The organism is Leifsonia sp. AG29 (assembly GCF_009765225.1).
Lineage (GTDB): Bacteria > Actinomycetota > Actinomycetes > Actinomycetales > Microbacteriaceae > Leifsonia.
In genome coordinates this window covers 770,569-784,110 of record NZ_VMSF01000001.1, presented here as the reverse complement: position 1 = coordinate 784,110, position 13,542 = coordinate 770,569, and the positions used below count along the sequence as shown (strand labels likewise).

The 13,542-nt window shown below is 68.6% G+C and carries 10 protein-coding genes; 7 read left to right on the top strand and 3 right to left on the bottom strand.

Going from position 1 to position 13,542, the window contains the following annotated elements:
* Positions 1–60: 60 nt before the first annotated feature.
* Complete coding sequence (locus tag FPT20_RS03840) at positions 61–1,053, bottom strand: glycosyltransferase (protein ID WP_158862758.1); 993 nt, start codon at positions 1,051–1,053, stop codon at positions 61–63.
* Positions 1,050–2,126, bottom strand: coding sequence for an NAD-dependent epimerase/dehydratase family protein (locus FPT20_RS03835; protein WP_158862756.1), 1,077 nt, complete (start codon positions 2,124–2,126; stop codon positions 1,050–1,052). Before FPT20_RS03835 ends, FPT20_RS03840 begins: the two co-directional genes overlap by 4 nt.
* 207 nt (positions 2,127–2,333) lie before the next feature.
* Between FPT20_RS03835 and FPT20_RS03830 the strand changes: the two genes are divergently transcribed.
* The 7 genes from FPT20_RS03830 to FPT20_RS17920 all read left to right on the top strand — a co-directional run bounded on the left by FPT20_RS03830 (position 2,334) and on the right by FPT20_RS17920 (position 12,578).
* Positions 2,334–3,413, top strand: a complete 1,080-nt coding sequence (locus FPT20_RS03830) for a glycosyltransferase family 2 protein (protein ID WP_158862755.1) — start codon at positions 2,334–2,336, stop codon at positions 3,411–3,413.
* Positions 3,410–5,332, top strand: coding sequence for a rhamnan synthesis F family protein (locus tag FPT20_RS03825; RefSeq protein ID WP_158862753.1), 1,923 nt, complete (start codon positions 3,410–3,412; stop codon positions 5,330–5,332). Before FPT20_RS03830 ends, FPT20_RS03825 begins: the two co-directional genes overlap by 4 nt.
* Positions 5,332–6,558, top strand: coding sequence for an acyltransferase family protein (locus FPT20_RS03820; protein WP_233265375.1), 1,227 nt, complete (start codon positions 5,332–5,334; stop codon positions 6,556–6,558). Before FPT20_RS03825 ends, FPT20_RS03820 begins: the two co-directional genes overlap by 1 nt.
* Positions 6,555–7,763 (top strand): alginate O-acetyltransferase AlgX-related protein, encoded by a 1,209-nt coding sequence (locus FPT20_RS03815; RefSeq protein WP_158862751.1) that lies wholly within the window; start codon positions 6,555–6,557, stop codon positions 7,761–7,763. Before FPT20_RS03820 ends, FPT20_RS03815 begins: the two co-directional genes overlap by 4 nt.
* A gap of 64 nt (positions 7,764–7,827) precedes the next feature.
* A complete protein-coding gene (locus FPT20_RS03810; RefSeq protein WP_158862749.1) occupies positions 7,828–8,694 on the top strand; it encodes an ABC transporter permease in 867 nt (288 codons plus the stop codon).
* Positions 8,694–9,929 carry an ABC transporter ATP-binding protein gene (locus tag FPT20_RS17925; RefSeq protein WP_158862747.1) on the top strand — a complete coding sequence of 412 codons (1,236 nt, stop codon included), beginning with the start codon at positions 8,694–8,696 and terminating at the stop codon, positions 9,927–9,929. Before FPT20_RS03810 ends, FPT20_RS17925 begins: the two co-directional genes overlap by 1 nt.
* A 60-nt stretch (positions 9,930–9,989) precedes the next feature.
* Positions 9,990–12,578: a hypothetical protein gene (locus FPT20_RS17920; RefSeq protein ID WP_158862745.1), complete on the top strand. Its 2,589-nt coding sequence runs from the start codon at positions 9,990–9,992 to the stop codon at positions 12,576–12,578.
* A gap of 10 nt (positions 12,579–12,588) precedes the next feature.
* Here the strand turns inward: FPT20_RS17920 and FPT20_RS03795 are convergent, their stop codons facing one another.
* Entirely contained in the window at positions 12,589–13,443 is an 855-nt protein-coding gene (locus FPT20_RS03795) for an NAD-dependent epimerase/dehydratase family protein (protein ID WP_158862743.1), read from the bottom strand.
* Positions 13,444–13,542 lie beyond the last annotated feature (99 nt).

Below are 13,542 nucleotides of genomic sequence, written 5' to 3'. Positions count from 1 at the left end.
GAGCGCACATGAGAGGACCCGCACGGCCGGACGGTCGACGGCCCCTCGGGCGCGAGCGCGCTAGGAGGGGGACGGTTCGCGGTGCGACTGCAGCAGATCACGGGCGATGTCGAAGAGACCGCGGCTCGCGAACCGGCGGTACGCGCCGCGGCGGTGCAGGCGGAGCACCGGCGCGACCCGGAGCCACCGCGACGCGGGGAGCGCCTCACGAGCACGCTCGAACCGCGCTTTCTGCTCCGTCGCCCGAACGACGTCCGCGCCCACCACGTCCGCCAGGGACGCCATGCGCTGCGCGAGGACTGTGAACTTGGAGGCGAGCACAGCGTTGCGATCCCCGCGCGCTTCCAGCACGCGTCGGACCTTGTAGGCGAGCGTCGGCGCCGTGACCCCGATCTGATTGCCGCCGTGGAGCCGGTAGTCGATGGTCGGCTCCGTCACCACCGACACTCGGCCGACGGCGGCGGCGACGACGGCGAGCCACTCGTCGTGCACCCACTCCGCGGGGATCGGCAGCGCGACGTCGAGGAGGGAGCGATCCAGCACGACCGTAGCTCCCGTCGCAAGGTTCCGACGGAGCAGTGCCGGGAAGGCATCGCCCGAGCGGACGGACTCGATCTCGGCCGACGAGACCTCGAGGTCCTGGAACAGCGTTCGCCCGAGGGGCGCCCCGTCGCCGTCCACCAGGCGTGCGTCGCTCCACGCCAGGAGTGCGCCGGACCGCTCCAGCTCACCGACCATCGTCTGCAGCTTGCCGGGATGCCACACGTCGTCCTGGTCGCTCAGCGCGATGACCTGGCCGCCCGAGGCACGGAGGCCCTGTTCGAAATTGGCCGTCACGCCGAGAGCGGGCCTGTTCTCCAGCACGGTGACCCCCAGCTGCGAGCTCTCCAGCACGGAACGGGCGACGCCGACCGTGCCGTCCGCGGAGGCGTCGTCGGAGAGGACGATCTCGCTCGCCGGGAGCGTCTGCTCGACGATGCTGCGCGCCTGTGCCGCGACGTACCGGGCACCGTTGTGGGTGCACAGCACGACGCCGACCCGGACCGGCGTCACGCCGCGCCGGCGTCGGACCTGGATTCGATCCAGCCCTGGAGCGAGGCCACGCCGTCCTTCAGCGACCAGGCCGGCGTCCAGTCGAGCCGCGCCAGGGTGTCGGAGATGTCGCAGGCCGCGTAGCGGACGTCGCCGTCGCGGTACCGGCCGGTGATGACGGGCTCCGGAGCGCCGTGGAACCCGGCGATCTCCCGGGCCAGCTCGAGGATCGTGCTCGGCGTCCCCGAGCCGACGTCGAAGCGGCGCTCGCCCGCGGTGCCCGGCTGGTCGATGGCGGCGGCGAAGGCGCCGACCACGTCGTCGATGTACACGAAGTCCCGTGTGATGTCGCCGTCCTCGTAGACCGGGATGGTCTCCCCGGCGCGCGCCAGCCGCGAGAACAGCGAGACGATGCCGGTGTAGGGATTGCTCAGCGACTGCCCCGGGCCGTAGACGTTCTGAAGGCGCAGGATGTCGAGCGTCAGGCCGCGGGCCCCGCTCCAGGCGCTGAGGATGTTCTCCTGAGCCAGCTTTGTCGCCCCGTACACGTTGATCGGAGCGGGCTGCGTGCGGGCGGCCGAGCTCGGCCGGGGCGTCGCGCCCGGCACATCCCACTCGCCGCGCTCGAGCTGCTCGCGGGAGCGGACCCCGGGATGGATGACGGAGCCGTCGGCCGTGACCCACTCGCCCTCGCCGTAGACCGCCCGGCTGCTGCTGAGCACGAAGCGCTCGGGGAAAGCGCCGCGACGGGTGAACGCGTCGAGCATCGCGGCCGTGCCCACCACGTTCACCATCGCGTGGCGCGTCGACTCGGTGAACGATTGCGCGGTTCCGGTCTCTGCCGCCAGGTGGATCACGGTGGTCGGGGTGAACCCGGCGAGGAGGGCGTCCCAGTCGTCGGCGGAGGTGACGTCGCCCACGACGAGCTCCGCAGCCTCCGGGAGGGCGTCCGGGCGCTCGTGCGTGGCGTGGACCTGCGGGTGGAGCGAGTCGAAGGCCACCCACCGGCCGGCGCGGCCGGCGAGCCTCTGAGCCAGGGCGCAGCCGATGAAACCGGCTCCTCCGGTGACGAGCACGTCGCCGTAGTCATTCATTCGTCTGGGGTCCTCTCGGTCGGAGCGACGGCAGCCGGCTCTCAGCGGGGTGGGCGGGGTTCGACTGCATCCACTGTACTCAACCGGTTCCGCGGGACTTCCGGCCCTCGCCGCGTCACCGGAAGGCCTCAGGGTCGGGCCGCTACAATGTTCCAGTTCCCGACTACCGCCGCGCGGTCACGGCCGTCCGGGGACGGGAAGGATCACATGGAGCACCAGGTCGCCGTCGTGACGCGTACCCGCGATCGCATCGTGCTCCTCCGGCGAGCGCTCGACAGTATCGCCGCCCAGACCTTCCGCGACTTCCAGCTCGTCGTCGTCAACGACGGCGGCGACCCGGCCCCCGTGGACGAGCTCATCTCGCGATTGGACGGGCTCGGCGACCCGATCGTCGTGCACAACACCCGGTCGGTGGGTCGCGAGGAGGCGGTCAACGTCGGCGTGCGGGCCTCCGACTCGGCCCTCATCGCCATCCTCGACGACGACGACACCTGGGCGCCCGGCTTCCTCGCCGCCACCGTGTCGCACCTCTCCTCCACGGATGACGGCGGCGTCGCGGTGCGCTGCGAAGCGGTCTTCGAGCAGCTCGAGGACGGCCGCGCCACCGAACTGCGCCGGGAGCGGCTGCGGAGCGACATCAACCGCGTCACCCTGACCGAGACCCTCATCAGCAACTACGTTCCGCCGAGCTCGATGGTCGTGCGCCGCTCGCTCTTCGACGAGCTCGGCGGGTGGGACGGCGAGCTGCCCGTGCTCGCCGACTGGCACTTCACCCTGAAGCTCCTTGCCGTGTCGACGATCGGGTTCGTCGACGGCGAGCCCCTCGCCTTCTGGCACCTCCGGGAGGCGCAGGACGGCGCCCTCGGCAACAGCGTCCACGCCGCGCACAACGATCACGTCGCCTACGCCCCGGTCGTGCGGGACTCGTTCCTCCGCGCCGACGCGGCACGCGGGAACGGCCTCGGCGACGCGCTGGTGATCGGCGACGTCTATCAGCGCCTCTCCCGCCAGATCGACCTCGCGCGCCAGGACGTCGTCTCGAACTCCGCGGGCAGCGCCTCCGTCATCGCCGCCGAATTCGCCCCGCTCCACGCCAAGCTCGACGCCCTGAGCGCCGCGGTCGCCGCACTGCAGGCCGCCCATGCCCGTTCCCTCCCCGCCCGCCTACGCCGAATCGCTTCGAAGGCGAAGTCGATTGCCTCGAGCGGAATCCGGCCTTCCGGCCGGTCCGCGCAACCGTCACCGAGCAACGACTGGAACAACCCCGGAGCGAGTGAGCGCCTATGAAAGACACCAAGCCCTTCCGACCCGGTGACCGACGGGTCATCTTCTACTTCCTCTACGACCCGCGAGGCGAGGTCGACGACTACATCCCGTACAAGCTCAAGGCGCTCCGCGAGTTCGCCGAGCACATCTTCGTGGTGGTCAACGGCGCTCTGACCCCGAAGGGGCGCGAAGCCCTCGAGGGCGTCGCCGACACCGTGCTGCAGCGGGAGAACGTCGGGTTCGACGTCTGGGCGTACAAGGCGGCGCTCGACCATTTCGGCGCGGACCGCCTCGCCGAGTACGACGAGCTCATCCTGATGAACTACACCTGGTTCGGACCGGTGCGGCCGTTCAAGCCCGTCTTCGACCGCATGGACGCCCAGGAGGTCGACTTCTGGGGCATGACGGACCACGACGAGGTCTCGCCCAACCCGTACACGCTCGTCGGCACGATGCACTCCCACATCCAGTCGCACTGGATCGCCGTGCGCCGGTCCCTGTTCCAGTCGGACGCGTGGCGGGCCTACTGGTCCGGGATGCCGATGATCAAGACCTACGTCGACTCGGTGACCAATCACGAGGCGCGGTTCACCCACTACTTCGAGAGCAAGGGCTTCACGAAGGCCCTGGCCTTCCCGCAGGAGGCCTATCCGTCGCAGCACCCCGCGTTCATCAGCGCGCGCACCCTCCTGCAGGACGGGTGCCCGGTGCTCAAGCGCCGCCCGTTCTTCCACAGCCCGCTCTACCTCGACCGGGAGGCCATCATCGGCCGCTGGCTCGTCGACGAGGTGGCGTCGTACGGCTACCCGATGGAGCTGCTGTGGAGCAATCTGGCGCGGAACGCTCAGCCGAAGGTGCTCAACACGAACGCCTCCATGCTGGAGATCCTCCCGGAGACCGCCGATCGCTACGATCCGGAGAAGCCCCTGCGCATCGCGGCGGTCGTGCACATCTTCTACGAGGACATGACGAACGAGCTCCTCGACCGTCTCGCGATGCTCCCGTCGCCGTTCGACCTGTACGTCACCACGGCCACGGAGGAGAAGGCGGAGGCGATCCGGCAGGTCATCGCCGAGCGCGACCTCGAGCTCGTCGGCTCCTCGGAGGTGCGGGTCGTCGCCTCCAACCGCGGGCGCGACCAGAGCGCCTTCTACATCGGCGCCCGCGATGTCCTCCGCAGCGACCGGTACGACGTGGTCGTCAAGATCCACTCCAAGAAGACCGTGCAGGACGCCCCCAACGCCGGCGAGTTCTTCAAGCGCCAGCAGCTCGACAATCTCCTGAACTCCCCCGGGTACGCGGCCAACGTCATCGGACTGTTCCAGCGCGAGCCCGGCCTCGGTATGGCCTTCCCGCCGACCATCCACATCGGGTACCCGACGCTCGGGCACGCGTGGTTCCTCAACCGTGAACCCACGAAGAAGCTGTGCCAGCGGCTCGGCATCTCCGTCCCGCTCGACGATGTCTCTCCGCTCGCGCCGTTCGGCGCCATGTTCGTGGCGCGCCCTGAGGCGCTCCGCCTGATGACCGACACCGAGTGGGCCTATGAGGACTATGCGGCCGAGAGCGACTACGGCGACGGAGGCCTGGCCCACGTCCACGAGCGGCTCCCCGCGTACGCGGCGGCCGAACTCGGTTACCATGTGAGAACGGTCGCGAACGCCGAATACGCCGCGATCAGTCACACCTTCCTCGAATACAAGCTGGACATGATGTCGGCCGTGGTACCCGGTTACCCGATCGATCAGGTCGACTGGCTCTGGAACCATATCGGCGTGTCGACGGATCCGATGCGGGAGCTCAAGCGCTACCTGTTCACCCGTCACCCACGGCTCGCGTGGCAGCTCCGCCGGGTCTACACGCCGGCGCGTTCGGTCTACCGTCGCGGCCGCGGGCTGGCCCAACGGCTGAGGAAGACGACGAGAGGTGAGGGTTCGTAGTGCCGAAGAGTCTGGCGGAGGTCTTCAATCCGCGCGCCAATTCCATCGGATTCCTCCGGTGGCTGATGGCCTTCCTCGTCATCTTCTCCCACGCCGGCCCCCTGGGCGGGTTCTACGGAGGCGAGGACCTCGGGACCCAGATCAGCCACGAGCAGTCCCTGGGCGGCGTGGCGGTCACCGGCTTCTTCTTCTTCTCGGGTTTTCTGATCACCCAGAGCCGCATGGGCCGCTCGAGTACCCTGCGCTACTTCTGGCGACGCTTCCTGAGGATCTTCCCGGCGTGGTGGCTCTCGCTCCTCACCGTGGCTTTCGTGTTCGGACCCATCGCGTGGATTCAGGAGAAGGGGTCGATCGGCGGGTACTTCACGACCACCCATGACTCGCCGCTGACCTACTTCTGGAACAACTTCACCCTGGTGCTCACCCAGCGGAACATCGGCGGGATGGGCTCCGAGCTGCCGTACGCGCAGCTGCACGGCGGATACGACTGGAACGGGTCGGCCTGGACGCTCATGTACGAGTTCCGCGCGTACATCCTCGTGGGGGTGCTCGGCCTCTTCGGCGTGCTCGCGCACCGCTGGCTGGCCGGGAGCGTCGCGATCGCGATCCTGGTCCTCTCGACCCTCCAGTGGGCTTACGTCGGTCAGCTGGCCCACGTCGTCCCCTCCTTCCAGAACATCTACAACCTGCTGTTCCTCGGGCCGTTCGCGTTCGGAATGCTGTTCGCGCTGTTCCCGAAGAAGATACCCATGGACGATCGGCTGGCCATCGGGGCGATCCTGGTCGGCCTCGCCACGTACGCGGTCGGCGGTTGGCTCGCGTACGGCCAGTACGCGTTCTGCTACTTCCTCATGTGGATCGCGGTCCGTGCCACCAAGCTCAACCACTGGGAGAAGTACGGCGACCTCTCGTACGGCATCTACATCTTCGGCTGGCCCGTGATGACGCTCGTGGCCTACTTCGGCCTCCAGAAGGCCGGCTGGCTGCCCTACCACCTCGTGGTCATCGTCGCGTGCCACCTGCTGGCCTTCATCAGCTGGCACCTGATCGAGAAGCCCGCCATGAGCCTCAAGAACTGGACGCCCGCGCCGCTCCAGTGGGTGCTCGACCGCTGGGCACCGGTGAGCCTCCGGTTGAAGCGGCGCTGGGTCGACCCGGTCTACTCGTCCACGAGCTTCGCGGCGACGCTCCGCGAGTCCAAGAGCAGCGGGGAGGCGGCCCAGTGAGCCTCCGCGAGCTGCCCCCGGACCAGCAGGCCAAGAAGTCGGTCCGCCGGTGGGGGCGCCTGTACTACGTGCCGCTCGTCATCCTCTTCGTGCTGTCCGCCGTGGCCGCGGGAACGGGCTACGTCGTCAAGAAGCACATCGAGAACACCCCTCCCGTTCCGGCGACCCCGGCCGCGGTCAGCGGTCCCGTGTCGACGGTGTCCCACGCTCTGCCGGCGAGCTGCCGTCCCGCTGTCACGCCTCCCGCCCAGCAGCTCTGGCTCACCGGGAAGGCCGACAAGGCGGAGTCGGTGTGGGACGCCCACAAGAGCGACCTCAGCAAGGACTACGTCCTCGGCAAGAACGGCTACGTCTTCTGGAACGACATCCAGGCGATGAACTTCTCGCAGGCCGTCGGCCGGCGCACGCTCTCCGTCGACGAGGCGAAGACCTGGCACGCCTACCTCGCGTCGCTCCGCGACGAGCTGGCCGCGCAGAACATCCCCTTCTACATCGTCGTGACCCCGGCCAAGTGGGACGTGTACCCGCAGGAGCTGCCCGACTGGGCGCAGTCCATCCGCGGCTCCGGCCCGCTCGACCAGTTGCTGCACCAGTACCCGGATCTGCCGATCATCGACATCCGGACGCCGCTCCGCGACGCGTCGAAGACGACCCCGGTCTACAGCCGGGTGAACAGCCACTGGACCGACTACGGCGCCTACGTCGGCTGGAAGTCGATCACCGACTGCATCAACACCACGACCTCCGCGCTCGGCACGCTCACGGTCCCGGCGATGAACGGTGTGACCACGAGCGACAAGAACAACGAGTTCGCGCCGTTCAACATCACCAGCCCGGTCCCGGACTGGACGACTCCGAACTACGAGCCCGCCCTGAAGCCCGTCACGCTGACGAAGTCCGACGGCACCTCGAGCTTCGTGCCGGGCGATCAGGCGACCGACATGAGCCTGCTGCCCGCGTCGACCACGACCGCGGGCGCAGCCACGGACAAGTCGGCGCTCTTCGTCCGGGATTCCATGGGGAACAGCCTCTCGATTCCGGTGCAGCAGGAGTTCGCGCAGACCTGGCAGGTGCGGCACAACTTCGACATGACCGTTCCCGGCGGCCTGCCGGACATCCCGAAGCTCGTCGCCCAACATCACCCGGACGTGGTGATCCTGCAGGTGGCGGAGCGGCACCTCAACTTCCCGCCGGCCACGAAGTGAACGGATCGAAGGGCGGAACGCGTCCCGGTCAGCGGCGCGCGGCCCGGCATCCATTGGAGTCGACATGACCATCGCAGAACGTCTGCCCTCCGCCGAGTTCCGGCGAGCGGCGTCACTGACCTGGAACCTCGCCAGGCGCTCGATCCGGGCGCAGTACAACGGCACGGTGCTCGGGCGGACCTGGTCCCTGATCAGCCCGCTCGTCACCATCGCGGTCTACAGCGTCATCTTCGGGATCATCTTCGCCAGCCCCGCGCCCGTCGGCGAGAACTCGCACGTCGAGTCGTTCCCGATGTGGATCGCCGTCGGTGTGGTCGCCTGGAGCTTCATCTCGGGGTCCATCGGAACGGGGATGTCGGCGCTCGTGACCAACGCCGGCCTGCTCGAGAAGGTCTACTTCCCGCGCGTCGTCCTCGTGCTCTCAGCCGTGATCGCGACAGTGGTGACCTTCGCGACCGACATCGCCGTGGTGATCGTGATCATGGCGTTCGTCGGCGGACCCGCGGTGTTCCTCGGGATCCCCCTCCTGATCCCGTTCATCCTGTTCGCCGCCATGTTCGGCGCCGGCGTCGGCATGATGCTCTCGATCGCGGTCGTCTGGTTCCGGGACATCGAGCACCTCTGGGGGCTGGTGAGCCAGATCTGGATGTACGCGTCGGGCGTGCTCTTCCCGCTCACCCTGGTCGCCAACGCGGCGGCGTCGCTCCAGCGCTCGGGCGTCACGATCAACGGCGAGCCGCTCCCCCTCGTGCTCATCTTCCGACTGAACCCGGCCGAGCAGTTCCTCGAGGCGTTCCGTTCCATCGTCTACGGATACGCCGTGCCTCCGATCGACGTGTGGATCAGCTGCGCACTCTGGGGTGTCGGCGCGCTCGTCGTGGGCGGTCTCGTCTTCCGGGCGAAGCAGGCCAGAATCGTGGAGGAGCTCTGATGAACGACATCGCCGTCTCCGTCCGGGACGTGTCCAAGGCCTTCCGGGTCTATGAGGGCCGCAACCGTTCGCTGAAGGCCGCCCTGCTGTCCGGGGGCCGCGGGAAGCACTCGGAGTTCCTCGCGCTCGACGACGTCTCCCTCGAGATCCCCCGCGGAACCACCTTCGGCCTCCTCGGGCACAACGGTTCCGGGAAGTCGACGCTGCTCAAGTGCATCGCACGCATCCTGACACCGGACCGGGGCTCGATCGCCGTGGACGGACGGATCGCGGCGATGCTCGAGGTCGGATCCGGCTTCCACCCCAACCTCACGGGCCGCGAGAACGTCTATCTGAACGGCGCGATCCTCGGGATGTCCAAGAAGGAGATCGACTCGAAGTTCGACTCGATCGTCGACTTCGCCGGCGTGGAGCGGTTCATCGATCAACCGGTGAAGAACTACTCGAGCGGCATGTACGTCCGCCTCGGCTTCGCCGTCTCGATCCATGTCGAGCCCGAGATCCTCCTGGTCGACGAGGTGCTCGCCGTGGGCGACCTCCAGTTCCAGGAGAAGTGCATGGACAAGTTCTCCGAGCTGAAGGCGTCCGGCCGCACGGTCGTGGTGGTCAGCCACGCGATCGAGCAGATGCGGACCTTCTGCGACTCGGCCGCGTGGCTGCGGAACGGCAAGGTGGTGGACGTGGGCGACGCCATGACGATCGTCGACGCTTACGCCGACGCCGAGCACCACGTCCGCCGCGTCGAGTCCGGCGGAGTGCGGTTCGGCAGCGGCGAGGCCATGATCACGAAGATCGAGTGGCTCGTGGACGGCACCGACACCCGTACCAGCAAGACGGGCGACGAGGTCACGATCCGCCTCCACTACCATTCCGAGGCCGAGATCGCGCGTCCGACCTTCGGCGTCTCCGTGGACACCCGCGACGGCGTGTTCGTCTGGGGTCACCACTCGCTCGACTCGGGCTATGTCGCCGAGAGCATCCGCCCGGGCGACGGGACGATCGACGTGCTCATCCCCGCCCTCCCGGTGCGTCCCGGCACCTTCGACGTCAGCGCGTCGATCCAGGACGGGGACGCCTCGCACGTCTACGACGCCCTGCAGAAGGCGATCCGCATCGACGTCCTCGCGGGCCATCCCTTCGAGTCGGGCGGCGTGACGACGTTCAACAGCCGCTTCGCCAACCTGCAACCGCCACGCCCGCTCGTGGTGTCCCGCCTGGACGAACCCGTGCGATAGGTTCGACCCAGCGTCTGTGCCATATGGAGGCACGGGCATGGGTCCGGGAGGTCGTCCGCGGTGAGAGCACGGATGCGCGTCATCGCCATCGCGCTGGCGGCCTTGGCCGCGGTCAGCACCCTGGTCGCCGTCGACGGGCGCGACGCGCCTCCCGCCGACGCCGCCTCCGCGTCGGACTTCTCCGCGGGGTACCTGGTCAGCGACCAGAACTTCTACAACGGGTCGGCGATGACCGCGTCCGACGTCCAGAGCTTCCTGGTGAGCAAGAACTCGGTGTGCCGGTCCACCTACGCGTGTCTCTACAGCTACACGCAGGCAACGCCGAGCATGTCCGGAGACGCATATTGCGCTCCGTTCAGCGGGATGGCCTCGGAATCGGCGGCGAGCATCATCGCGCGTGTGGGCGCGGCGTGCGGGATCAGCCAGAAGGCGCTGGTCGTGCTGCTCGAGAAGGAGCAGGGGCTCGTCACCTCCTCGGCTCCGACTCAGGGCGCCTTCTTGCACGCGACGGGCTTCTCATGTCCGGACACAGCACCGTGCAACCCCGCTTACGGCGGATTCTTCTACCAGCTCTACTACGGAGCCCGGCAGTTCCAGGTGTACCGGGCGCGCCCCACCTCTTTCAACTACCAGCCCAACGCCTGGAACCGGATCCTCTACAACCCCAACTCGGCGTGCGGCAGCTCGTCGGTCTACATCCAGGGTTACGCGACAGCCGGGCTGTACGACTACACGCCGTACCAGCCGAATGCGGCAGCGCTCGCGAACCTGTACGGCACCGGCGACTCCTGCTCGACCTACGGCAACCGGAACTTCTGGCGGCTGTGGAGCGACTGGTTCGGGTCGCCCACCCAGTCGGGGAGCCTCATTCGGCTGAGCGGGACCAGCGCCGTCTACCTGACCAGCGGCAACCGTCGTTACGTGTTCCCGTCGAGCGATCTGCTCGCGCAGTACTCGACCATGGGTGCGGTGACCGACCTGACCCAGGCCCAGTTCAACAGCTACCAGGACGCCGGTGCGCCCGTGCAGCGGGCCATCCGCGTCAGTGACGGCAGCGTGTTCCTCGTCGATCAGGGTCGGCGCTACCGCTTCCGGGATTGCGGTCAGGCGGCCAGCTTCGGGTACGACTGCACCACCCTCCCCGTCATCACCGCCGCGCAGATCGTCCAGTTGAACGACGGCGGTCCGCTCACCGATCTCGTGAAGCTGCCGGACGCCTCCGTATGGTTCATGCAGAGCGGGACGCGGAGGCAGACGCCCGACGCCTCGGTGCTAGCTCCGTACGGCGTTCCTGCGACGACGACCAGCCTGTCGAACTCCGCACTCGCGAGCACACCGGTGGGGCCGCCCGTCGTCGGCGCCGGGGTGTTCACAGACGGTCAGGGCAACTACACGGCTTCGACGTTCGGCGGCGCGTACTCGATTTCTGCCGCGGCCGCAGCGGGCGGCGTCGCGACGCGCGCAGTCCCCCTGCAGCCCGCCTCCTTCCAGCGCCTGTCCCCCTCGGGTCCGCTGCCGCTGCGGCTGGCATCGAGCAGCCGCTTCTTCATCGCCGTCGACGGTGGCTGGCTGGAGGTGGACGGCACGACCTTCGGGACCTCGACGTTCACGTCGCTGCCGGCCAACTCGTGGACGGGCGTGCCCCTGGTGGGGACCGCGAAGTCCGCTCTCTTCATCAAGGAGCGATCGAACGCCCAGGTCTATCTCATCAGCGGCGGGGTCAAGCAGACCGTCGCCGATCAGAGCGCACTGACCTGGATCTCCCTGACGTTCGGCGTGCCGCCGACGGTCTGGAACGCGGCGGACGGAGCGCTCCGCGGTGTCAACCCGCCCGCGGGGACCATCGTCGGGATCGCCGGCACTCAGACCGTCTACCTGCTCGACGGAACCAACCGGTACCAGTTCCGCGACTGCACGCAGGTGGCGAACTACGGCAGCGCCTGCGGCAAGGTCCCGACGACGACGCTCGGCGCGCTCTCCGACTACTCCGCCGCCGGCACGCTGACCGACCTGGTCAAGCTCCCGGACGGGACGATCTGGCTCATGCAGGGCGGCCAGCGCCGGGAGACACCGGATCCGTCGGTCCTCGCCCTCTACTGGATCCCCACCACGACCACGAGCCTGTCGGCCGGTGCGATCTCGGGCGCCCCGATCGGTCTGCCCGTGACGCCCGCCGGCGTGTACACCAACGGCTCCGGCACGTATGTCGCGGCGACCCAGGGAGGAGCCTTCATCGTCTCCCCGCCGGCGGCAGCAGGGAAGGTCGGCGCGGGCGCCACGCGTCTCCAGCCCCAGTCCCTCCAGAACATGGGCGCCAGCGTCACACTGCCCCTCCGGCTGACCAGTGACGGACGGTCCTTCGTGTCGGTCGACGAGGGATGGCTGGAAGTGAACCCCGCCAACTTCGGCGGCGCCGGCGCGTTCACCCCGCTCGGCACCAAGACGTGGACCGGAGTCCCCCTCGCCGGTACGAACATGGCTCCGCTGTTCATGCGCGAGCGGGCGTCGTCGCAGATCTACCTGATCTCGGGCGGCTACAAGCAGCCCGTCGCCGACCAGTCGGCGGTGAACTGGCTGGCGGCCTACTACGGCCTGAGCCCGCGGGTCTGGGTGGCGACGACCGGGGCTCTGACCGGGCTCCTCGGCTGAGCGCAGCCGGTCACGCCTCGGAGGCGACCGCCATCAGCTCGCGGATCCGCGTGGCGTCGCCCCAGACACCGGGCGAGTCGTAGGGGCGGTCCGGGAAGGCTCCGTACTCCAGCTCGATCGGCAGGTCGTTGTCGCGGATGAACGCCTCCACCTGGTCCGCCAGGGACACCGGGTTCCCGGTGCTGCAGTTGATCGTCCCGGTGACGCCCTCGGCCGTCGCGGCGACCGCGATCTGCCGGCCGAGTTCCGCCACGTCGATGAAGTCGTACCGGTTCTTGCCGGTGGTGAACGGGAAGACGCTCTTGCCCGCGTCGACGGCCTCGAGGAGGCGCGTGAAGATCGAGTGGTTCCGGCGGTCGTCGCCGAAGATGTAGTAGCAGCGCAGCCACGCCACCTCGGTCTTCTTGGCGACCGTGGCGAACAGCGCGCGCCGCAGGGCGTCCTTGGAGATGCCGTACAGCGTCGAGGGGTTCGTGGGGGTGTCCGCGTCGATCGCCCCCTCCCAGTAGCCGATCTCGTGCATGGTGCCGAGTCCGGCGATGCGCTCCACTCCCCAGTCGGCGGCGCCGTCGAGCAGGGCGTAGTGGGCCGACAGGTTGAGCATGTGCGACGGTGCGTTGTGCACGAAGCCGTCGGTCCACGCGAGATGGACGAGCACCTCCGGACGCTCGGCCGCGAGCGAGGTCACGTTGAACCCGGGTGCGAGGATGTCCGCCTCGACGATCTCGGCCCGCGGGTCGAGGTCGGCCCGCGCCGCGGAACGCACGACCGCCGTCACGCGGTGGCCGGCGTCGAGCAGCGCGACGACGACATGCCTGCCGACGTACCCGCCCGCTCCCGTGACGATCACATTCTTAGCGGCCATTGCACCGTTCCTTTCGCACGGCCACCTATTCTACGGAACCCCGGTGCACCCCTCCTGTACGCGCACCGCACGGGCGCCGGTCACGGGTAAACTCGTCAC